The 22,641-nt window shown below is 58.7% G+C and carries 20 protein-coding genes; 16 read left to right on the top strand and 4 right to left on the bottom strand.

All coding sequences use genetic code 11. From position 1 onward, the window contains the following. The 12 genes from ACE04F_RS02465 to gspM all read left to right on the top strand — a co-directional run. A partial coding sequence (locus tag ACE04F_RS02465; protein ID WP_486104561.1) for a cytochrome b occupies positions 1-571 on the top strand: 571 nt, incomplete at its 5' end. A 50-nt stretch (positions 572-621) separates the two neighbouring features. Beyond that, the gene (locus ACE04F_RS02460; RefSeq protein WP_486104559.1) at positions 622-1,104 is read left to right on the top strand and encodes a type II secretion system protein N; all 483 of its coding nucleotides are present in this window, start codon (positions 622-624) and stop codon (positions 1,102-1,104) included. Between the two features lie 7 nt (positions 1,105-1,111). Beyond that, entirely contained in the window at positions 1,112-3,040 is a 1,929-nt protein-coding gene (gene gspD, locus ACE04F_RS02455) for a type II secretion system secretin GspD (RefSeq protein WP_486104557.1), read from the top strand. Next, positions 3,033-4,505: a type II secretion system ATPase GspE gene (gene gspE / locus ACE04F_RS02450; protein ID WP_486104555.1), complete on the top strand. Its 1,473-nt coding sequence runs from the start codon at positions 3,033-3,035 to the stop codon at positions 4,503-4,505. The genes gspD and gspE overlap by 8 nt, the downstream gene beginning before the upstream one ends. 5 nt (positions 4,506-4,510) lie before the next feature. Then, positions 4,511-5,719: a type II secretion system inner membrane protein GspF gene (gene gspF, locus ACE04F_RS02445; RefSeq protein ID WP_486104553.1), complete on the top strand. Its 1,209-nt coding sequence runs from the start codon at positions 4,511-4,513 to the stop codon at positions 5,717-5,719. 3 nt (positions 5,720-5,722) lie between these two features. Continuing rightward, positions 5,723-6,178 carry a type II secretion system major pseudopilin GspG gene (gene gspG, locus ACE04F_RS02440; RefSeq protein ID WP_486104552.1) on the top strand — a complete coding sequence of 152 codons (456 nt, stop codon included), beginning with the start codon at positions 5,723-5,725 and terminating at the stop codon, positions 6,176-6,178. Between the two features lie 3 nt (positions 6,179-6,181). Further along, on the top strand, positions 6,182-6,649 hold the full coding sequence (gene gspH, locus ACE04F_RS02435; protein ID WP_486104550.1) for a type II secretion system minor pseudopilin GspH: 468 nt from the start codon (positions 6,182-6,184) through the stop codon (positions 6,647-6,649). Then, entirely contained in the window at positions 6,642-7,016 is a 375-nt protein-coding gene (gene gspI / locus ACE04F_RS02430) for a type II secretion system minor pseudopilin GspI (protein ID WP_486104548.1), read from the top strand. The genes gspH and gspI overlap by 8 nt, the downstream gene beginning before the upstream one ends. Continuing rightward, positions 7,009-7,542: a type II secretion system minor pseudopilin GspJ gene (gene gspJ, locus ACE04F_RS02425; RefSeq protein ID WP_486104546.1), complete on the top strand. Its 534-nt coding sequence runs from the start codon at positions 7,009-7,011 to the stop codon at positions 7,540-7,542. The genes gspI and gspJ overlap by 8 nt, the downstream gene beginning before the upstream one ends. Next, positions 7,539-8,390: a type II secretion system protein GspK gene (locus tag ACE04F_RS02420; RefSeq protein WP_486104544.1), complete on the top strand. Its 852-nt coding sequence runs from the start codon at positions 7,539-7,541 to the stop codon at positions 8,388-8,390. Before gspJ ends, ACE04F_RS02420 begins: the two co-directional genes overlap by 4 nt. Then, a complete protein-coding gene (gene gspL, locus ACE04F_RS02415) occupies positions 8,387-9,493 on the top strand; it encodes a type II secretion system protein GspL (RefSeq protein WP_486104542.1) in 1,107 nt (368 codons plus the stop codon). Before ACE04F_RS02420 ends, gspL begins: the two co-directional genes overlap by 4 nt. Then, complete coding sequence (gene gspM / locus ACE04F_RS02410) at positions 9,490-9,945, top strand: type II secretion system protein GspM (protein ID WP_486104540.1); 456 nt, start codon at positions 9,490-9,492, stop codon at positions 9,943-9,945. The genes gspL and gspM overlap by 4 nt, the downstream gene beginning before the upstream one ends. Here the strand turns inward: gspM and ACE04F_RS02405 are convergent, their stop codons facing one another. Next, a complete protein-coding gene (locus ACE04F_RS02405) occupies positions 9,946-11,202 on the bottom strand; it encodes an MFS transporter (protein ID WP_486104600.1) in 1,257 nt (418 codons plus the stop codon). Positions 11,203-11,343: 141 nt separating this feature from the next. Between ACE04F_RS02405 and ACE04F_RS02400 the strand changes: the two genes are divergently transcribed. After that, positions 11,344-12,231, top strand: coding sequence for a LysR family transcriptional regulator (locus ACE04F_RS02400; RefSeq protein WP_486104538.1), 888 nt, complete (start codon positions 11,344-11,346; stop codon positions 12,229-12,231). Between the two features lie 65 nt (positions 12,232-12,296). Here the strand turns inward: ACE04F_RS02400 and ACE04F_RS02395 are convergent, their stop codons facing one another. Next, the gene (locus ACE04F_RS02395) at positions 12,297-18,308 is read right to left on the bottom strand and encodes a M3 family metallopeptidase (RefSeq protein ID WP_486104536.1); all 6,012 of its coding nucleotides are present in this window, start codon (positions 18,306-18,308) and stop codon (positions 12,297-12,299) included. Positions 18,309-18,798: 490 nt separating this feature from the next. Between ACE04F_RS02395 and ACE04F_RS02390 the strand changes: the two genes are divergently transcribed. Next, positions 18,799-19,359 (top strand): hypothetical protein, encoded by a 561-nt coding sequence (locus ACE04F_RS02390; RefSeq protein ID WP_486104534.1) that lies wholly within the window; start codon positions 18,799-18,801, stop codon positions 19,357-19,359. A 233-nt stretch (positions 19,360-19,592) separates the two neighbouring features. On the opposite strand, the gene ACE04F_RS02385 is transcribed toward ACE04F_RS02390, so the two are convergent. Beyond that, positions 19,593-19,961 (bottom strand): DUF6124 family protein, encoded by a 369-nt coding sequence (locus tag ACE04F_RS02385; RefSeq protein ID WP_486104532.1) that lies wholly within the window; start codon positions 19,959-19,961, stop codon positions 19,593-19,595. 441 nt (positions 19,962-20,402) lie between these two features. Here ACE04F_RS02385 and ACE04F_RS02380 point away from each other — a divergent pair, with 441 nt between their 5' ends. Beyond that, positions 20,403-20,999, top strand: coding sequence for a helix-turn-helix transcriptional regulator (locus tag ACE04F_RS02380; RefSeq protein WP_486104530.1), 597 nt, complete (start codon positions 20,403-20,405; stop codon positions 20,997-20,999). Next, positions 20,992-21,870, top strand: a complete 879-nt coding sequence (locus tag ACE04F_RS02375; protein ID WP_486104528.1) for a queuosine precursor transporter — start codon at positions 20,992-20,994, stop codon at positions 21,868-21,870. Before ACE04F_RS02380 ends, ACE04F_RS02375 begins: the two co-directional genes overlap by 8 nt. 43 nt (positions 21,871-21,913) lie before the next feature. Here ACE04F_RS02375 and queC read toward each other — a convergent pair whose 3' ends face one another. After that, a complete protein-coding gene (queC, locus tag ACE04F_RS02370) occupies positions 21,914-22,621 on the bottom strand; it encodes a 7-cyano-7-deazaguanine synthase QueC (protein ID WP_486104526.1) in 708 nt (235 codons plus the stop codon). Positions 22,622-22,641: the final 20 nt, after the last annotated feature.

The raw sequence follows: 22,641 nt of genomic DNA, 5'->3' as shown, positions 1-22,641 counted from the left end.
GGGCTGCCTGGAGCCATACAAATCGGTGCAGAAATTGAAATTTTCAAGCTATTCCAAAAGACGGGTGCTGCTGCATTGGGTATCCGCCGTTGTCATCCTGTGGACGCTGATTTCCGGTTTTTATGTGGCGTACGCTCCCGTATCGTCTTCATTCAGGCAATGGATCGGATCACTCAATGTCTCGCTGACAGTTGTCTTCATTCCGCTTTTTCTCTGGCGGTTTTGGTTGTTTTGCTGCAACTGGGAGTTGCGCAGCGCGGGTTATTCATTTCAGAAAAGCCTGGCATTGACGGTTCACGTAGTGATTTACCTGACAGTCGCTGTCGTGCTGGCATCCGGCGTCATGATGATGACGACGCCCATTGGTGTATTCGGCCTTTTCCAGCTTCCACAGCCTCTGGATGATCGGCAACTGATTGAGCTCGCGTTCCTGGTTCATATCCGCTCCTGCATGACATTGGCAGCGCTCGTTGCCTTGCATATTTGCGCCGTGGTTTGGCATGAGTCCTCCGGTCGCAGGGTTCTGCGGCGGATGTCGTTCCGAAACTCTTTAAGTTCAATGCCCCGATGAGCACGGCGGCAGAACCGGCTTTTTGGGTCGACCGCTTGCCAAAGGCTGCGATGGTGCTTGTGCCTCTGTTGTACGGAGGTTTCCTGGCGACACAGGAATGGCGCTTTCGCCAGGCACTGGCGCTCGATGTGCCAACGGTCGCTACGCCGGATCCCGTGCAGGTCCACGAACGGCTCAATGTGCAGGCGGTGACGACCGTGCTCGGCCTGGCGCCCCTGGAAAACCGGGTACCCAGCACCGCACCGTTCACGCTGCATGCCAGTTTCGCGTCCACCCACGGTGCGTCCCGTGCCTTGCTCGCGGACGCTGCGGGCACACGCCTGTACCAAGTAGGGGAGCGCTTGCCTGGCGGCAGCGTACTGCGCCGGGTCGAGGCCGGTAGCGTGGTGCTGTGGCGCAACGGGCGCGAAGAGCGACTGGAGCTTAAATCGGCAAGTCAGCCTTTCCTGCGCCGACAGGGTCCGGAAGGCACCCGCCAGGCGATGCCTCATTCCTCGCAGTACCTTCGCCCGGTCGACGGGCAAGCAGGATGATCAACTCATGAACCGCTATCTCCGGGGCCGATTTTTGCGCCTCCTGTTCTGTCTTGCCGCGTTTGTGCCATCGGTTCTCCCGGGTTCGCCACGGGCCGAAGAGGCCCGGTGGCAACTGGCGATGAACCATGCGGAACTGCGCGAGGTAGTCGGCGAAGTCTCGGCGATCCTGGGCGAGACCATTATCCTGGACCCCCGAGTGTCGGGTCGCATCACGGTCATGTCGCGCGAGGCGCTGGATCGCGAAGGCGTGCGGCGGCTGTTCTATTCGGTGCTTGATGCCCATAACTTCACGGTGATCGACGAAGGGGAGCGGATCCTGATTGCTCCTGTTGCCGAGGCCAAGACCCAGGCTGGTGCCCACTCGGCAACAGTCACGCCGTCGCAGTTCACCACGCGGGTCGTCAATCTGCATTTCAGTGTTGCTGCCGATATCGCCGGGCTGGTTCGACCGCTGGTCTCTACGGACGGTTATCTCGGCCCATCGGCTTCAGCCAACGCGCTGGTGGTCACGGATACCGTCGCCAATGTGCAACGCATTACCCGGGTAGTGCAGGAGCTCGACTCGGGCACCAGTCGCAATCACGTGGTGCTGCAATTGCGTCATGCCCAGGCCGCGGATATCGCACCGATCATGGAAGCCTCCGGTGGCAAGCGTGACGGCGCTGCAGCGGGCATTGTCATCGCCGATGCGCGTAGCAACCGCTTGGTCATCGTCGGCGCATCGGCAACGCGGCAGCGCCTGGCGGACCTGGCAAGGACACTGGACGTTCCGGCAGCCGCTTCTCAGGACAACGCGCGGGTCATTCGACTGCGTCACAGCAATGCCAAGCAACTGGCCGAGGTGCTGCACGCGGTCGGGCAGGACAAGCAGGTATCCCAGACAGTGCCTGGCGTTCGCGAAAAGCGCTCGGATGCGTCATTCAAGGTCGAGGCCGATGAAAGCCAGAACGCCTTGGTACTGATCGCCGAGCCGGCTCAGATTCGCACGATCGAGCATATTGTCAGCGAGTTGGACCAACCCCGTGCACAGGTGCTTATCCACGCGGCCATTGTTGAAATATCGGGTGATATTTCCGAAGCGCTCGGCGTGCAATGGGGCCTGAATTCAGGGAGCGTGACAGGCAGCATAAATTTCCCCGGCACCGATATTCCACTCGTCGGCGGCGGAGCGTCCGAAGGTACTGAAAACGCGCCGGAAGGGGCGGTGTTGCGTCTGGGCAGCGACCGCTTCAGTGCACTGATATCGGCGCTGGCAAGCAATACCCGAAGCAACCTGCTGTCCACGCCGAGCCTGCTGACCCTGGATAACCAGGAAGCGGAAATCATCGTTGGCCAGAACGTTCCGTTCAAGACCGGCTCCTACGCCACCAACGGCAACGGTGCGGACAACCCGTTCACGACCGTAGAGCGCAAGGACGTCGGCATCAGCCTCAAGATCAAACCCTTCATCAACGAAGGCTCGACCTTGCGCCTTGAAGTCGAACAAGAGGTATCGGACATTGCGCCGTCGGTCTCAGGAGTGGATTCCTCGGACCTGATCACCAACAAGCGAGCCCTGAAAAGCACGATCCTTGCTGACGACGGTGAAATCATCGTGATCGGCGGGCTGATCCGCGACAGTGTGCGCACCCAGGAAAGTGGCGTGCCGTTGCTGCGCAGCATTCCCTATCTGGGGGCGCTGTTTCGCTGGACCCGTGACACCCAGACCAAAAGCAATCTGATGGTTTTCCTGCGTCCCACCATCGTACGCAGCAAGGAAGATTTGGCCGGCGTCAGCCGCAAGCGCTATGACACGCTGCGGGAGCTGAGCAAACCCGGCGCACGGCAGAGCAATTCGTTGCTGCTGCCTCGCGAGCCCGGTCATTTATTCGAGCCACAGGCGGAGGCGTCGCTGACCGATCTGCGGCGGCAGCAGGCAAATGATCATGAGTAGCGCGCCGGTCCGATTGCCCTTCGGTTTCGCCAGGCGCTACGGCCTGTTGCTTGATGGCGAGGGGCCGACAAGTTGCCTGGCCCTGCGCCACGATACGCCGTTGGCGGCAGTGGCCGAGGCTCGGCGATTGTGCTCGGCTGACCTTCCGATCCAGGTATTGGACCCCGCGCAGTTCGCCGTGCGCCTGGCCAGTGTCTATCAACAGGGACAGAGCGCGGCCGAGCAAGTCGCCCAAGGACTGGATGAAGAGTTGGATCTGCTCAGTCTGGCGGACCAGCTACCGCAGACAGCTGACCTTCTGGAGCAGCAGGGCGACGCGCCGATCATTCGGTTGATCAACGCGCTGCTAAGCGAAGCGGTGCGCGAGCAGGCCTCGGACGTGCACTTGGAAACCTTCGAACACTACCTTTCGGTGCGCATGCGGATCGACGGCCAGCTACAGGAAATGCTGCGCCCGCGTCGAGAATTGGCGACGTTGCTGGTGTCGCGCATCAAGGTCATGGCGCGCCTGGACATCGCTGAAAAACGTCTGCCGCAGGACGGACGGATGGCGTTGCGGTTGGCCGGCCACGAAGTGGATGTGCGCGTGTCGACGCTGCCTTCGGCCCACGGCGAGCGTGTGGTGCTGCGACTGCTCGACAAACAGGCGGGACGCCTGGACTTGTTGCGGCTGGGCTTGCCGGACGACACCCTCGCGGGCCTGCAACAATTGCTCGGCAAACCCCACGGCATCGTGCTGGTGACCGGCCCCACCGGTTCTGGAAAAACCACCAGCCTGTATGCGGCCCTCAGCAGCATCAACGACCAGAGCCGCAATATTCTTACCGTCGAAGACCCGATCGAATACCACCTGCCGGGGATCGGCCAGATGCCGGTCAATCCCAAGGTCGACATGACCTTCGCCCGTGGCTTGCGGGCAATCCTGCGCCAGGATCCTGATGTGGTGATGGTTGGCGAAATACGCGACCGCGAGACGGCCGAAATCGCTGTCCAGGCTTCGCTGACCGGCCATCTGGTGCTGTCCACCTTGCACACCAACAGTGCCGTTGGCGCCGTGACGCGACTGGTCGACATGGGCGTGGATAGCTACCTGTTGGCCTCGTCCCTGGCAGGCATCGTCGCGCAGCGACTGTTGCGCACGCTATGCCCGGATTGCAAGGGCGAGTACGTCGCCAACGAAGCGACTTGCCAACGCCTGGGACTCGAGGCTGACGCTGCGCCATGTCTGTTCAAGGCCCATGGCTGTGATCGATGTCAGAACGGCTATCGCGGGCGAATCGGCATTTATGAGCTGGTAAGCATCACGCCGGCGCTGTCGGAGCTGATTCATCTGGGCGCGACCGAACGGGCGCTGGCCGATGAGGCGCGCAAGGCATCGCGCAGCTTGTTTCAAGATGGACGTCGTCGGGTCCTGCAAGGTGTGACCAGTGTCGAAGAACTGCTGCGCGTCACCCAGGAGCACTAGCGTTCATGCCAACTTTCGATTACCGCGCCGAAGATGCCCGTGGTCGGCGCCGCAAGGGCCGCATAGAGGCTGATGGCCCACGCCATGCCCGCCAATTGCTGCGCGAGCGCGGCTTGCTGCCCTGCGAGCTGCTGGAGGCGCGGCAATCGGGAGCGGCTGGGGGCAAGCCGGTCGGAGGTCGTTTGAGTTCCGCCGACCTGGCGCTGCTGACCTTGCAACTTTCCACGCTGATCCAGGCTGGGCTGCCCCTTGAAGAGGCGTTGGATGCGGTAGCCAGGCAAAGCCGCAAACGGCGTGTCGCCAACCTGCTGGCGGCGGTGCGAGGCCGGGTGATGGAAGGCCACGCCTTGGCTACAGCGTTGGGTACGTTCCGTCAGGCCTTTACCGAGCTGTACTGCGCCACCATCGCTGCCGGTGAGCAGTCGGGACATCTGGGCGAGGTGCTTGCACAACTGGCGACATACACCCAGGCCCGTCAGGCCTCGCGTCAACGAATCCAGTTGGCCTTGGTGTACCCGTTCATCCTGATGCTGGCCTGCGTCGCCATTGTGGGCTTTCTGCTGGGTTACGTGGTGCCGGACGTGGTGAAAATTTTTGTCGATAGCGGCCGGCCGTTGCCTTGGCTGACCCAACTGATGATCGCCCTGAGCGGTGGCTTGCGTCGCTATGGCCTGCTGCTGTTCGTCTCGTTGGTCATGGTGGCCGGGCTATGGCGTTGGAGCCAGCGCCAGCCCTTGTGGCGACTGCGCTGGCATCGGCTGTTACTGAAGCTGCCGGTCGCGGGCGAAGTGCTGCGCACGATGGAAGCCGCCCGCTTCGCCAGCACCTTGGCGATCCTCAGCAAAAGTGCCGTGCCGTTGGTAGATGCCCTGCACATCGCTGCCCAGGTGGTCGGCAACCTGGCAATTCGCGCCCGCTTGGCCGACGTGGCCCGTTCGGTCCGCGAGGGAGGGACCCTGACCCGTGGCCTGGAGCTGAGCGGTGATATCCCGCCGCTGATGCTGCACATGATCGCCAGCGGAGAACGGGCGGGCGAATTGGACAACATGCTGGCCCGGGCCGCGGAACAACAGGAAGCCAGCCTCGCGGCGCGCATTGCCCTGGTCGTGAGCCTGTTTGAACCGGCCATGCTGGTGGTGATGGGCGGCGTCGTGCTGCTGATCGTCATGGCCATCCTCCTGCCTATCCTGAGCCTCAACCAATTGGTGAATTGAACCATGAAACTCCAAGACAAACGGCCCGCGCGCCGTCAGCGCGGCTTTACCCTGATCGAAATCATGGTGGTGGTGGTGATTATCGGCGTCCTGGGTGCCATCGTGGTACCGCAGTTCATGAGTCGCCCCGACCAGGCCAAGGTCACGGCGGCGCGAACGGACCTGCAGGCAATTGCCACGGCCCTGGAAATGTATCGCCTCGACAATTTTGATTACCCCTCAACCGCACAAGGCCTGGAGGCGTTGAGCAAACGTCCCTCCGGTACGCCTGCGGCCAGGAACTGGAGCTCCCGGGGCTACTTGAAGAGTCTGCCGATCGATCCTTGGGGCACTCCCTACCAATATCTCAATCCCGGCCAGCAATCGCTCGATGGCACTTATGACCTGTACTCTCTGGGCGCCGACGGCGTGCTCGGTGGCGACGGCTTCGCGGCCGACATCGGCAACTGGGACGAGTAAAGCGTGGACCGCCATTGCCGGGGTTTCACCTTGCTGGAACTGATGATCGTCATCGTCCTGATCAGCGTATTGCTGAGTACTGTCGGCCTTGCCATCGGCCAGGACTCGGCGCGCCAGGCTCGCCAGCAGGCTGGAGATTTCATTCGTCTGGTGCAGCACCTACGTGAACAGGCGGTGCTGGAGGGGCAGGAATATGGTTTGCGCGTCCAGCCGGGCGCGTATCAGGTGTTACGGCTTGAGGGCCGAGAGTGGGTGACACGCACAGCTGTGCGGCGTTTACCTGCAGACTTGAGACTGGCGTTGGACGTCGACGGCCATGCGATCGTGCTCGATGACGCGCCGGGCTCGCCTCAATTGTTGATGCTCAGCAGCGACGAGGTCAGCCCGTTCAGCTTGCTGATCCGCGCAGGCGAAACGGCCCTGGCGCAGGTCTCCAGTGATGGGTTGTCGGAGCCGGTTCTGCATGATTGACGGCCGCAATTGCCGCGGCTTCACCTTGCTGGAGGTGATGGTCGCGCTGGTGATCTTCTCGACGCTGGCCGCCGCGGTGTTATCGGCCAGCCAGTTCGTGCTCAAGCAAAGCGCCGGGTTGGAGGCGCGTCTGTTTGGCGCCTGGCTGGCGGACAATCAGCTGAGCGAATTGCGTCTGCAATCGGCTGCTGCGCCAGGCCGGCTACGGCTGAGTCGAGGCCTTGACCACCGCCACTGGATTCTGGAGCAGCGGATCACGCCGGCCCCAGACCCACGTCTGCTCAAGGTCGATATCCAGGTGAGCGTCGAGGGCAGCCGCGCGGTCGTGTACCGCACCAGCGGCTGGATACGCAATCCCAATGAATAAACAGTCAGGTTTCACCTTGCTGGAGCTGGTGATCGCCATTGCCATCTTTGCCCTGCTCGGCCTGGCCGGCTGGCGCCTGTTCGACAGCGTGGTACGCACCCAGCAGATCACCGACATCCATGCGCGTGAAGTCAGGGCTCTGCAACGGGCAGTCGGGGTTATCGAGCGGGATGTATGGCAAGCCGTCGCCGGCACCGTCAGGCTGACGCCGCAAGGCTTGCAGTTGCAGCGCAGTCAATGGCGCAACCCGCTTGACCAGCCGCGCAGCGGGCGGCAGGTGGTGAATTATCGATTCACTAATGCCCAGTTGTGGCGCGACAGCCGCGGTGAGGGCGTGGACATCGTGCAGCAGCAGAAACTGCTCGACGACGTGCGCAGCCTGAGTTGGCGACTGTTCGAACCGAAGCGCGGCTGGCACAGCGCAACGACGGATAGCGGCTCGCCACTGGCGCTGGAATTGGTGGTGTCGGTGGGACGTTTCGAGCAGGTCCGGCGGGTGCTGCTATTGCCGGAGGCGTTGCCTTGAATCGGCAGCGAGGTGTGGCGCTGATCAGCGTGTTGCTGGTGTTGAGTCTGGCGCTGCTGCTCATTGCCGGCATGTTGCGCAGCCATCGGCTGTTGGTGCAGGGCACCGCGCAGCAGTTGCAACAGATCCAGTTGCGTCAGCTGGGATTGGCCGCGGAAGCCTGGGCGCTGGCGACATTGCAGAACAGTGCCATGGCGCCTTCCGGTCCCGTCGACCTGACCCAGGCGTGGGCCCGCCGGCAACCCGCGCTGGAAATCGACGACGCCAAGCTACATGTCGTGATCGAGGATTTATCCGGACGCCTGAACCTCAACCTGTTGACGGCCCATGGGCAAGTCGATCAGGTCAGCCTCGGTCGTTGGACCCGGCTGCTGAAGCTGCTGGGCCTGCCCGAGCTCACGTTGCCGCAGGTCGGTACGGTGGCGGAGTTGAGCCAGTTACGCCTGATGCCTGGCATCGACGGCGGGATGTTGCAACGCCTGGAACCTTGGGTAGTGCTGCTGCCCCGTGAGGCGCGGCTGAACATCAACACCGCGCCGCAGTTGTTGTTGATGACGCTCGATGGCATGGAGGCCGGCCCGGCCACGGCGCTGGTCAACAAGCGGCGCGACATGCCTTATGCCAGCGTGCAGGCATTTACCGGCGACCCGTTGTTGTCCGGGCAGGGCATCAACAGCCATGGACTAGGTATTGGCAGCCGCTGGTTCCGGGTCACGGTGAATGTGGCCCGGGGCAACGATCACCTGCGTCTGGCCGCGGATATCGAGCGCGACGTTGCTACTGGTCGCTGGATGGTTTCTCAACGGCGCTTTTTACCGACCACCACCGCGAGGGAATCTTCTCGATGAAAACCTGGCTTTACCTGACAGCCGCTGGGCTGGGCGCCCCCTCTGCCGATTGGCCGTGCTGCATGTGGTCGTCCACCGGCGAGCGGCGCTACCTCCCCTTGCGCGAAGCCTCCCGTGAGCTGCACGGGCAAGCCGTGGACGTGTTGTTGCCAATGGAAATGTGCAACCGCTTTCGCAGCGAACCCTGGCCTTCGCGGCGCCAACCCAGGCCGCAGGCCGTAGCGTTTGCCATCGAAGAGCAACTGGCGCAAGACCCGGAGTCGGTGCACGTCTGCATCGGCCGACGCGACAGCGAACAACGTTACCCGGTGATGGTGATTGAGTTGGTAAGGTTCCAGGCGTTGATGGCATTGCTTCGTGTGCAGGCGATCGAGGTACGTGCGGTTCATGTCGATGCCGATCTCCTGCCCCAAGACTATGCCTACGGCCTCCGTTGGTTTGATCGATGGCTGCTGGGCGGGGCACTGCCGGCCCGGGTCTCGTTATCCACCGAGGCGTTGGAAATGCTCCGGGCGGGCCTACCGAAAGATCTGCGGTGGCGAGACGAGGAGCAGGATCGCCCAGGCATAGATGAATGGCTGCTGCGTGCGAGCGGACAGCCGGTCGACCTGTTGCAGGGGGCGTTTCGTCGGCGCCGACCAGTGCTGCCATGGCGCGGCGTTGCCGCCGCGTTGTCGGGCATATTGTTGCTGAGCGGAGTCTTCAGCGAGGCGCGTATTCGTTTTCTCGAGAGCGAGGCGCAGAACCTGCAGGCTCGGAGCGAACAGCGATTCAGGGATTTGTACCCGGAACAAAACCGCATCGTTGACCTGGCCGCCCAGTTTCAAGCCCTGCACAATCAACGTGGCCGACAGCAGGATACCCAGATCGCCCGTCTGGTGCGCTTGACCGAGCAGGTTATGGGCGCCAGTAGCGTCGAGGTGCAGCGTATCGACTTCCGCCCGGACGAAGGATTGAAAATCCGGCTGACGGCAAACAGTTTCTTCGAACTGGAACAACTGCGCGAACGTGGCCGGCAAAGCGGCATGCCACTCACCCTGGGCAGCGCCAGCAAACAAGGCGCCCGCGTGCAGGCCACGCTTACCCTGGAGAACCGCGGATGAGCTTCACAGGGTGGCAGGGTTTGAAACAAAGTTGGGGGCGGATCTCCCGCCGCGAACAAGGGTTGTTGCTGCTTTCGCTTGGGGTCGTGCTGGTGGTTGGGGCGTATTTCTCGATCTGGCTGCCTTCCCGGCAACGGCTCGATCTGGCTGAGCGACAGTACCGCCAGCAGGCCGCGCTGGCTGTGCGCATCCAGCACGCAGAACCGCGCACGGGTGTGAACGCGGTCAGCGGCCCTTTATCGGTGCGGGTCAACGATAGCGCCACAGCAGCGGGGCTGGAAATAACCGAAATGAACGTCGAGGGCGATGCGCTGCGTCTGTCCATCAGCGGCGATGGCAAGCGCCTGCTCGATTGGCTGGACCAGTGCGAACGACAAGGCGCGCCCTTGAAGTCTTTGACCCTGGAGGCGCGTAACGGCGCGTTGGAGGCCCGGGTAGTGTTGCGCCAATAGTCAGACCTGGACGTTGTCAGGCAGCAGTGGCAACTTGGCCAGTTTTACCGCTACCAGCAACGCCACGAGTAGCAAGGCGCCGATGAACAGGCCGATGCCGTTCCAACCGCCCACGTGCCAGAACACGCCGCCGGCAGTGCCGGCGATGCTAGAGCCGGCGTAATAGCTGAACAGGTACAAAGAAGAAGCCTGGCCTTTGGCTTTCTTGGCGCGGCGGCCGATCCAGCTGCTGGCCACCGAATGCGCGCCGAAGAAACCGAAGGTGAACACCAGCATGCCGATGATCACCAGCCAGAGCGGCGTGAGCAGCGTCAGTAGCAGGCCCGCGATCATCAGCGTGATGGTCGCCCAGAGCATTTTCCGCCGGCCGAGCTTATCAGCCATGGCCCCGACTTTCGCCGAACTGTAGATGCCGGACAGGTATACGACCGACAGCAACCCGACGAATGCCTGGTCCATATGGTAAGGCGCGGCGAGCAGGCGGTAGCCGATGTAGTTGAACAGCGTGACGAACGCGCCCATCAGCACGAAGGCTTCAAGAAACAGCAGGGGCAACCCGGCGTCGCGAAAGTGCAGAGTGAAACCGTCCAGCAGGCTGCGCGGGTGCAGCGAGCGGGGGCGAAAGTTGCGCGACTCGGGAAGAATCCGCCAGAACACTGCCGCGGCGACCAGGGCCAGGCCACCGATTACCAGCATCGCGGTATGCCAGCTGACAAAGTCGATCAATACACCGGTGATCAGCCGCCCGCACATGCCGCCAATGGCATTGCCGGCGATGTACAGCCCCATCGCCAGGCCGATGTGCCGGGGATGGATTTCTTCGCTCAGGTAAGTCATCGCCACCGCCGCCAATCCGCTTAACGACAACCCCACCAAGGCGCGCAAGACCAGCACGCCTTGCCAGGTCGGCATCATCGCACTGGCAATCGTGCACAGCGCCGCTGCGAACAGCGCGGCGACCATCACTGACTTGCGGCCGATGCGGTCGGAAATCGGACCGGTGATCAACAGGCCGATGGCAAGCAGGCCGGTCGCCACCGACAGGATCAAGCTGCTCTGGGCGGCATTGATGGAAAATTCCGCCGACAGCATCGGCATCATCGGTTGCACGCAATACAACAGGGCGAAGGTTGCAAAACCGCCGCAAAACAGCGCCAGCACCGTACGCATGAACAGCGGCGTGCCTTTTTCGATATAAATTTCCTTCAGTTCGACAGCGGTATCACCCTGAGGGCGCGGCGGGATTTCATGGGCCAGTGGAGCGACAGCAGTTTTCACGATGGACCTCGAGGAGTACGGCGCGGCAGGCAATGAAAAAAAGCATATAGCCGGCTATTGTTTCTATCCAATATATTGTTCGACCTGTTTAAGACGTTGTACGACTTATTGGAAAAGACCATGGAGCTGCGTCACTTGCGTTACTTCATCGCCGTCGCCGAAGAGCTGCACTTTGGCCGCGCCGCCTTGGCCCTGGGCATCTCCCAGCCGCCACTGAGCCAGCAAATCCAGGCGCTGGAGCAAGAGATCGGTGCGCGCCTGTTCGAGCGGACCAATCGTCGCGTCGAACTGAGCGAGGCCGGACGGCTGTTTCTCGAAGAGGCGCGCCGGGTCCTGGCCCAGGTCGACAAGGCCGCCGACGTAGCCCGTCGCGCCCAGCTGGGGGAATTGGGCGAACTGAAAATCGGCTTCACCTCCTCGGCACCCTTCAATTCCACCATTCCCCAGGCAATCTTCACGTTTCGCCAACGCTTTCCCGAAGTCCATCTGAACCTGCGAGAAATGAGCAGCACTCAAGTGGCCGATGCGCTGGTCGACCAGGTCATTGAGGTGGGCATCATGCGTCCGCTGCCGCTTCCCGACGCCTTGAGCGAAATCGAACTCAGCCGCGAACCCTTGGTGGCTGTGCTCAGCTCCAAGCATCCGTTAGCCCAGGGCAGTGACGAGGGGCTGTTCCTGTCGGCGCTGGCCCAGCAGCCCTTCGTGTTTTTCCCTCGCAGCTACGGCAGCGGCCTATATGCCCAACTTGTCAGCCTTGCCCGCGATGCCGGCTTCAGCCCGCATTTTGCCCAAGAAGCTGGGGAAGCCATGACCATTATCGGCCTGGTGGCGGCCGGGCTGGGAGTCTCGGTCTTGCCAGCGTCTTACCAGCGCATGCGTATCGACGGCGTGGTCTACCGGCCGTTGCTCGATCCGGCGGCGGTTTCGGCGGTGTGGCTGGTCCTGCGCAAGGACCAGCGGTCGCCAATGGCGAAGGCGTTTGTGGCGCTGCTGAACGGTAAACGTTGACGCGGTGGATCCGCCGTCAGGCACGGCGCGGTTCAGAGGCGTTAGCGAGTCATCGCCGATTGCCCTCAGGTCCCCCAAACCACTGCAGGCCGATTGACGTGGTAGTTGTAAAATCCCTGGAGTTGCCACGTGTCCCCCTTGCGCTCGAACGCGGCGCGCCATGCCCCTCTGGCGCCGCCGGGTTCCAGCTGGGCCATGTCGTACCAGTAATAACGGTTAATTCGCTTTGTCGTTGTCCTGCCGGCACGTATGTCTTCCATGATCTCGCCGATTTTTGTCCTGGCGGGTTCAGGGAAATTTTCATAGGACATTTGTGTCTCCGCCAGTGGGCTGATCTCTACGATGAATTTATCTGTTGGGGCAGAGGCCGTGGGTTCCGAGGGGGCCTCGATGGCGGTTGACGGCTGACTGCTTACCTTTTTGGAAGGAACCTTTCTGAGGATCTCGACTTCCGGCTCTATATAGTGTTTCAGACTCGATCCAAAGCTTTGGATTTCCTCTCTACTGACGAGGTTGTTTTTCTGTTGGGTCTTTCCCTTGCTATAAACAAGATAGGGGAGACTTTGGTTTCTGATTTGCGTCAACAACCCGGGGGTGTTGGTTTTCGCCATGTTATCTTTTATTTCTTTGCGCACGATCTGCAGGAATGCATCAAAGCCTTCAGGTGTGTTGATGTAAGTGTCTGCGGCAGCCGTATCGCCCGAAAATTTATTCTTGATGTCCGTCTTGGCTTTCATTTCTGCGGACACCAGCGTCTTTGCCAGGCGGTTTCGGATATTATCCAGCATGCTGGCCTTTCGCCCTGCTGCGATCACGATGTATTTCGCGCCGGTCAAGTGATCGGGTAATACTGAGGTGTTGACCTTGAAATTCCCGGCGTTGTCGTAGAGCTCATGTTTGAGTTGCAATATCGCGTCGAATATTTTTATTTTCTGAGCGGTAGACAGTGCGGTATTCGGTACATTGCGTTCGATATCCAGGGTGCAATAGTCAGTTGCCTTCCATACCAGGAGTTTATCGCGCAGGGCCACCAGTGCGGGGTTGTGCGGTCCAAGTGGTATCCGGAGCTGAGCCAAGTCACGGATGAGCGAGCGATAGGCCGTGACGTTGTCGACGCGCATATCAACCATGCTTTCCTGCAGAATGCGCTCCGCCAGTTCTGAGGGCATCGAATAGGTTGTATCCCTTCGTTCCTTGCGCATTTCAACGGTGGCGTTGGGGTGGCCGGCCAAGGTCCCTTCCACCAGGGCGTTATAGGTTTGTTGCTGTAAGGTTTCCGGCGTTCTCAGCAGACTCATCAAGGGACCGCCTCCGAGCAACCGGCTCCGCTCTTTGGCCTGCCATTGACCGCCGTCCCAGCTCACCCTTCGCTGATTTGAGTAGTTAGCCGCAGCGTAGACGATCCTTTCACCGCCTTGCACCGCTGTTTTGTAGAAGTCCCCGCCCTGCTTCAGATAAGCCTGCCCGCCTGCATCCCTGAAAAGGTTTCGGCCCTCAGGTATCAGCCCTTTGCCGTCCATCCCTTTTAGCCGTAATGGTTTCAGCTCCGAGGCCGGCATCGGTGGCAGCTTCGACAGGGGGCGGGTCCTGCGCCGCCGCTTGCTGGCGCGACTCATGATCAGATCTTCGCCACCTTCCGCCAGCACGTCTCCCAAACCACTGAAGAAATCGACTGCCCATTGCTCGAAGCTGCCTTTTTCATCTTTTATCGCCGCCACTGCAGTGCCCCCGACCATTACCGGCAGGATTGCGCGCCCCAACATTCCGCCCAGCCGGCTCGAGGGAAACATCGATAGCATGCCCGTCAGCAACGTGATGCCCTTGCGGCGTCCCTCCTGCGCCGCTGCGCTATCGCGCTCAGCATTGGAGACTGTCAGCACATCCACAGCTGCGAGCGCGTGGGCGGTCTGCGTTTCATGCAAGGCTTCGAGTAGATTTTTGTCCACTACCGGAAAAGAAACGCCAGAAGAAAAGCTGCTGACGATCCTGGATTTGGTGAATGAAAAAATCGATTGCGTGACTTGCTTGATTTTTTCATCCACGGTGAGATCCGGTCTGGCCGGCAATATGCTGGCAATCTTAGCGGCCTGTTCCGCCAGCGGCAGCCTGGAAATAAGCCAGCGGGTCATTTCAGGCGTACGGGTAAGTGCCTGCGCTACGGCTTGCGTCAAGTCCCGGCTTGCTCCGGCATGTACCTCGCGAAACACCCTGCCATCCGGTGCCTGGGGGGTGTACAGCGTCAATGAAGGCCGACTCGCAGGTGTCTTCACCCCAAACGCCAGGACCTCGTTGAGTACACTATCGCCCCACTGCAGGCGACGGACCATCGTTTCATGGCCGTTCACCTTGCGGCGTCCTTCAGGCAGGGGGCTGTCGAGCGCGGCCAATACCTGATTCAGCCCGGTATTATCCCGATCATACGTAAAGTCTCCCGAAATGTAGGCGGCCCATGCCTCAGCCCGCAGCTGCTTCGCTTTCAAGGATATCCATTGTGCCTTGCGCTCGCTTGCCTGGAGCCGTAGCGCGGCTGGAAGGCGTGTGCCTACGTCAGCGCGTTCAATGATGTCGATGATCTGGGCAAAGGTGAGCGGCCCCTCTTCACGGTGATGAAGGGCATTGCGTTCATCAGGCGTCAGGTTGGACATCGCCCATTGCGTCATCGAGCGCCGGTCTTCGAAAAAGCCTTTCACCGGATTCAACACGATCCCGGAGCCAAACGGCGATGTACCTTGCGGGGCGCGCGGATCCATTATCTGCTTTCGTATGCTTAAAAATACCCGGTCAGGATCTGCAGCCAGGTTGTCCTCGCGGATCAGCCGGGCAAGCTCGGTGCGGGTCCAGTTCTCGATGGCTTCAGAAGTTGCCAGGGCCACCGGATCAGGCGGCAGCGAAGCCATGTCCGCTGCGGTTTGCTGCCAGTCCCGCAGCGCTGCCCACCAGGCAAGGCGATCAGCACCGCTGACGTACTGGTTGCCGTGCAGCCAGTCATCGAGTTTTGTCTGGGCGCAGCGCAGCTGGTAGGCGTCCATGGTCCACGTCAAGTCAAGGCTTTCGCCAAGGTCCACTGCCTGCTCCAGCCGTTGCACCCAGGTATCGAACGGCTCTTGCGGCGCATATCGCAGCACCTCCAGCACTGCCTCTTTCTGTGCCTTTCGCACAGCGTCGGCCTGGCGGACGAGGAAATTTTCCGGCAGGGGTACAAGCTGTACTTCACCTTGTATTTCGCCGTCTTGCTGAAGAAGGCCTGTCAGCGCGGCCATGCTGTTGATCGCTTCCAGGGGGGCGCCCGGGCGCCACAGTGCAGACACGGCCCAGTCGTCGCCACTGCCCGGTTGCATCAGTATCACGGCGTTGCGTACCGGCAGGCTGCTTCCCCACTGCGGCGGGGTATATCGCACGGCGTATACACGGGGACGTGTGTGGGCAAGCATCGCCTCTCGCGATTTCGCTTCCGGCGCTGACAACGCGAAATCAGTTATCGTCCCGTGCAACTGTGGCGTCAGTGTCCTGTCCAGCAGATGGAGATCCGCTTGCGTCATAAGTTGCCTGCGCAGTTCCTCTGCAAACCAGTCGATGACATTACTGTCCTCGCTGAAATCGGCCGGTTTGTCCCAAAACCCGTCCAGCGCCTGCTCCAGCAGCGATTCATACGTGGTTTGGGCGGAGGCGAACATCCGCTCGATAGCGGCCTTGGCTTCAGGGCTGTTCAGCTCGTTCGGCAATGTCGTGGTGGCATCCCGCTCATGAACGATGCTCACTTCATCCGGTTCGAGGAACAGCTCGCGGAAGTTGGTCTGCCCGGCCGCTGCACGCCAGAACAGCGTGCTGAAACCGATAGCCTGCCCTTGGCGGGGCCGGACAAACAGGTCCTGCACGCTGAAGGTATCGCTCAGGACAGGGAAGGTGCTGGCGAACCAATTGTCCAGGTGTTGCTTGGCGTAGGCCGAAGGCACTGGAACGGCATCGTTCAAGCGAATCATTCGTTGCTGGGCGTCATCCAGCTGATGGATCAGCGAGGCGCTTGGGTCCTCTGGGCTGTCGGCCTGTTCTAAATTGTCTGCACCAGCTGGAGCGATCAGACTATCGACGGGATGTCCGAGGAACAGTTCCACGGACAGGGTCAACGGACGAGTGTCCCCCGGGGTAAAAAACGTTCCTCTAAAAGCGCGGCCAGTCTCGGCATCGAACACACCGTTGGCTACAAACTGCCCATAGGCGGCCCTTGCGAGCTCATTCGCCCAAAAATACGAGTAGGTTGCGGCTGCGTAACGCGAAGCGTTGGTGACCCAACTGTTAAATGGGCGCGCGCCGGCGGGCCATTGCAACAGGCCGATCTCAGTGTTCAGCTCGTCAAATACTTCTTGAGCGCTGCGCCCGTCTCCATGGGTGCGGTGCACTTCTAAATCGAACAGTGTGTGAAGAAAGGAATGTGCCGCAGCCCAGCTGGTTTGCGTTCCGTTAGCCATCAGCAAGCGATCCGCCTGTTCAGCAGACAACGGCTCGCCTGTGCGGTAATGGCTTGATACCCAGACCAGGAACTGCCGGGAAAAACTCCACTGCTCAAATACCTGGGCGGCGAACTCGGTAGTATCGGGGGCGAGGTCGTTCAGTCCGGAGATGTCCCGGTGCTGCGCCCCCGTCAACAACAATTGCAGGCAGTGGCCGAGCTCATGCAAGAGGGTTTTCAATTGCTGGTGGTCGAGTAGGCAGGGCGTCTCCCCGACGCCCGGTATGAGGTTGCCGTGCAGCACGGCAACGGGCAGCAGAGGCAGCCATTCGGCGGTGATCCTGCGGTTACGCAGCGCGCGCATTTGGCCCAGCGCGCCGCTCAGTTCATGTCTAAAGGGGTCGATGTAAAGATAACCAATGGTTTGTTCGTACTCCTTGAGCTCGAAGAGGCGAACATCTTCATGCCAGGTATCGAAATGCGTGCGTTCGAGCAGTTCAACGCCAAATAACTGCTGGACGAATTGGCCGAGGCGGCTCAGCACGCCTTCCAGTGGAAAGTATTCGCACAGTTCCTGCCGAGACGCACCGTCATCCCAGCGTATTTTTTCGGCCAGGTACTCATAGTCCCAAGGTTGCGGCTCAGCGATGTCGTGTTGCAGGGCCAGTGCCTTGAGTTCCTCTGCTTCAGACGCAAAAAGGTTTCGATACCCATCAAGCGAGTCGCGTATAAACGTCAACACCTGATCGGTGGACTGCACCGTCTGCCGGTCAACGACCAACTGAGCGTAATTCTCATACCCGAGTATTCCGGCTTTTTTGTGTCGAGCCTCCAGCAGTGCCTTGAGCACCTCATCGTTGCCGGTTTGCCCGGCGAACGGTCCCTGGCCCGTCGCCCGCGCGTGGTAGGCCAGCCACATTGCCTGGCGCAAAGGACGGTGTCCGGCATGGAGCATCACTGTGCGGTACTGCCCGTCGTCCAGGCGGACCAGCCAACCCTGAAGATTTTGCGCCTGGGCGTCGTTCGCCATTGCCTGCTTCAGCGAATCAGGCACACCGACCAATAGCGACTCGTCTTCGATGTGCTTGCTCCACCCTTCGCCGGACTGTTTCACCCGCAACAGGAATTCACGTTCGAGTCGGTTTATGTCGACGTTCAACTCGGTCAGTCGTTGCTGCGGGGCTTGTGGGAGATGAATCCCGGACAAGCGGAACTCCTCCAGTATTTTCTCCAGTACCCTTCGACGTGGCCTGTCGAACAGGGCCGCCATCCGGCTATCGGCGAGCCTTTGATACAGCTGGAACAACTCGTTGTTTCGCCCGAGCTGTGCCTTGAAGTCCGCAGCGAGCTCGATGCAGCGCGTTGCCGCTTCCGTCCATGCCTGTTGAGGGTTCACGGAGCTGAGCATGTCGATTACTTCGAGAGTGCCATCGAGCCGTGCCTTGACGGCGTCCATCGCCACCACCAGATCATCCCATGTCGGGAAAGGGGTTTGGCTGGCAATGATTTCGGTAATGGCAAGGTGGCTGTCGGCAATGATCTTTTCAATGGCCGGTACCAGATGCCGGGCACGGATAGCTGAGAAGGGGGGCAGATCATAAACAGACAGCAAGGGGTTGTTCGGTGGCATGGTCGCTTCCTGATGAGTTTTCGGAAGCACACGCTAGGGGAAGCGCGAAGAGAGAGTGCGGTATATGAATACCGCACGCCGGGTGGGGAGGACGCGTATGAGGCCCGCCCGTGCTTGCTTACGCTGGGTAAGCGAGCCGTTGCGCATTTGGCGTCATCGAGCCCAGCACCACGGGGCGCCTGCCGCAGTTACTGGCTGATATCATGCGCGATGCCCGCGGGTATCGATGGAGCTGAGGACGGGAACTTGGGCTCAGTGGCTGATCGACTGCTTTAACGTCTTATTGAACGCTCCGATATTCGTTCGGCTTAGCGCGCTTATTCAGGAAGAGGAAAGGGCGCCCCTGCGAATAACGTTCATTGAACACGGACCTGAAATGAGCACACCCTTGCATGCCTCTTACACCAATCAAGTCAGCGCCGAGTTCCTCTGTCGCCTGAACAACTCGCCCTTCACGCAACAGTAACTTGCCGGGTTCGATGAGCAGACATTGGCGATTGTCAGTCAACAACGAGCGTACCAAAAGGCCCATCCGCCCATCGCCATTTACCGAGTGGCCACCGAGGGCAGCCAGACCCGCAAGGGTGGAGTAATCCAGCAAGGGACATCCCCCCTGGAACTGACGCCGGCCAACGGCCAACCAGTGCGCGCCGCTCAGAAAGGCGATCACGTCGTGTATGCCGATGGCAGCACGGCGCAGATCATCATCGCCGCCGGTGAAGCCAACGGTCACGTTGCGCTGGTGGGCAGTTGCCTGAGCAATGGCGATGAAATCATCAATACATGCCAGGACGTGATGTTGCTCATCGCCCGCAAAGGCGTGCCAATGGCCGAGGACTTAGGCCACCGACATCTGAACGATATGCTGCAGGCTCTGCAGAACGGTCGATATGTCCATATCTGCGGAGCCGCATGGAGGAGGCAGGGAATGTTCGGGGCCTGTGTGCTAGTCAATAAAATTTCCGGAATGGTCACTTGGCCGCGAGCGTACATTCAACTTGGGGATGTAGGCCCTGTTGATATCGATAATTTCCCCGCCCACCTGAAATGACTTCTAAGTATCTACGTGGTGATGATGCTCGTTGCGTCAATTGGAATAATGTCGGAGCGCTATTGGTAAAACTCAGATGACCGGTTCAGGAGGTATGCAACCGCCGCTATGAGGCGGCTGCCGGTACCTGAGCGATCTGGATCGAGAGCCAGAACTGTTTGGGAAGGGCGCCGAAAGGCACCCTTTATCTTCAGGTGAACAAGCCACTTCGGAAGAGCCGACGCTGTTCAGCGTTAGCCGCTTGAAGCAGTAGATAGCTCTTGGCTGGCATCCAGCTCATCGAGCGCCCGGTTTACGAGCAACTCGCAAAGCACGCAGAGCTGCTGCATAGCCAGCGCAATGTTACGGCGGGAGCCGTCCATTTCGTCGGCGAGATCGGTGGACATGACGCTCAATGACGCGAGGTTCTCACTGGCGTGGCAGAGGAGGGATTCGATATCAACATTCGGAATAATCGTGAACACATTACTCACTGGGTCGGGGCGCTCCACGTCGCGTGGTCGGGGGCTGACAGGCTGTTCCACAGTGTTGGTGGGCGCGGATGATTTGTCGGTATCGATGGGGTTTGGTGATACTACGACGTCTGGGATGACCTTTTTCATTAAGTAGCTCCTTGCAAGGTTAAAAACGTCAATCTCATTGGCCGAACAGGAATGTCGGCGGCCCAACATGAGCGGACGTTATGGGAGATTTAATACTAGAATTTATTTTTTTTAATCAAAATAATGAACATCTATGTAATAAATAATTCACGCCTGCCTGTTTAATCTACTTCTTCACTAGTTCGTCTGAGCTGGGGTGCTGATTAAGATCGATACCACATGCTTTCCTAAAGAAGTTTCCTGCAGGCTTGTAGGAAATATCGCTAGACGAAGAGCCGCAAAGCGCTGCCTTAATACCGAGAGAAGGATATGAAGGAGTATGGCAAGGGTGTTTTTTCTCTCGGATGAGGTGTGTAGGATGCCAATCCTGCGGAGATAATCCCGTGGTCAGCTCGCTAGGACGTGTGGTTTGTTGCCGCAAAAGGGAATGATGAGGCCTGTATGTACAAAAAAGATCGAACTGAAAAGTTAAAGAAAAATATTAAGTACCTCATGAGGAGTCGTGGAGAAACACGGCTTTCGTTATGTAATGCGAGTGGTTTGACTAGAACGACAATCTATAACATTTTGGAAGGTCGGGTACTTAACGTACAGCAGTCCACTGTCCGCAAAATATCCGATTTTTTTGGCGTCTCTTATCAGGAAATAGAAACCGTAGACTTCGAAGGAGAGGAGTCGGTTGAAAGCACCCTGTCTTTACATGGAAATATGAATCCGGCGGCGGTGCCGGTCATTTTGGAAAGCCAGCTGAGTCAAAGCCTGGGAAAAAGAATAGGCGAATTGGCTGTTTCGCATCCACTGACCTACTACTTTGGCGCGGCAAGCAATTTAATCGCCGTTCTCTTGGAGTCCAATATTGACGGAATGTATGAGGCAGGAGACCTGTTGATAGTTAAAAAGGGCGTTTCAAAAGGAGGTGGCGAGAAGTTGGTGTGCGACAAGATAACAACAGAGCTGACCATTGTCAGTAGGTCTGATTTCAGTTCCGACGCTGTGTTTATTATTGGCGAAGTCGTGGAGGAAAGGTTCAATGGTTAATCACGATGGGCACGGAGACGGGAAATATAAGCTGTTGGGGTTTGAGAAGACCAAGGGCCTCGCTGTCATCATGGTGATTGCTACGGGCAGAGTTGTTAAGGTAAAACTCGATGACTTGGTAAAAAGTGAATTGGTTGATAGTTTGAACAAGTCGGAAATCAAGAATGTCTATAAAAAATTTTATTCAGGTGGCGCTGCACTGACCGCCTATGAAGTGAATGATCGTCATGAAAGGTCTTGGTTGATTTATGTGGCTTTGAACCTGGCATTATTTGTGCTTTATATTTTTACTAATGTCTCTGCCGCGAAGCTTGTTTACATTGAGTATTTAGATGTCGTCGTTACGCCTGGTGTATTTCTTTATCCGCTGACCTTCTTGGTTGTAGATGTATTGAACGAATCGTTCGGGCTCAGACTTGCCCGAAAGGCAATCTTGTTTGCCTTCGCAAGTAACGTGTTTATTCTTGTTTTGTTAACTGGAAGCGCTTGGCTTCCGGGGTTGCCTAGTTGGAAGTACGACGCACCCTACAGTGAAGTCATTGCTCATGTATCCTCTGTGCTAATCGCGTCTTCTGTTTCATTTCTTGTTTCTGAGTACGTGAATTCATATTTGTTGAGTAGGATAAAAGAACTTACGAGTTCGAGATTTCTTTTCTTGCGAGTATTCTTGAGCACTTTTTTCGCAGTGATTATCGATAGTTTTATTTTCTGCTTTATTGCATTTTATGGAAAAATGCAAAGCGCAGACATTTTGAGCATCGTTTATGTCCAGATTGTAATAAAAATGTGTTTTGCTTTTTTTAATATTTTACCCGCTTACGGTGCAAGAGCATTATTCAAGAAGTATGTGGCGCGAGCACAGTCAGCGTGAACGGGAGATTGGGCTATCTCTTCAATAGCCCGCATTGCTCGTATCAGAGTGGAAAGACCAGCTCTAATTTGATGTTGAGGCTGTTCATGATCTCCGTTCGGTTTTCCAGATAGTGGTTCAAGCCTTTTGCGCGGAGACTACAGGCATCACAATGGCCGCATCCGCTGCCCTTGATTCCGTTATAACAAGACAGTGTATCCCGCTTGATCAGTTCCAGTTGCTCGTAATAATCAGCCAGTGCCCAGGTTTCGGCTTTGTTCAGCCACATGAGTGGCGTTGCAATGCGCAGTTCATAGTCCATACCCAGTTGAACCGCTTTATTCAGCGCTCTGACAAATTCGTCGCGACAATCCGGGTAGCCAGAGAAATCGGTTTCACACACGCCGGTGATCACGGTTTGAGCGCGAACCTGGTAAGCGTAGATAGAAGCCAAGGTTAGAAACAGAATGTTGCGGCCCGGTACAAACGTATTGGGCAGGCCTCCATCGCCGCTCTTTGCCGGTGGCACTGGAATGTTGTCGCGGGTCAGGCTGCTGACGGCCAACTCGTTCAGCAGCGACACGTCCATTACTTTGTGAGCGGTCACACCGAATTTCTGGCAAAGCTGTTGCGCCACGGCGATTTCTTCGCGATGGCGCTGGCCATAGTCAAAAGTAAGGCAATGGACCTCGTCGTATCGGGGTAATGCGTGGATCAAGCAAGTCGTTGAGTCTTGTCCTCCGCTGAAAACGATCACTGCCTTGGTAGTCATTTATAAATCCTTTATGTGCT

It is taken from the genome of Pseudomonas sp. AGC41 (assembly GCF_057334555.1).
This window is presented reverse-complemented; position numbering and strand designations above follow the sequence as displayed.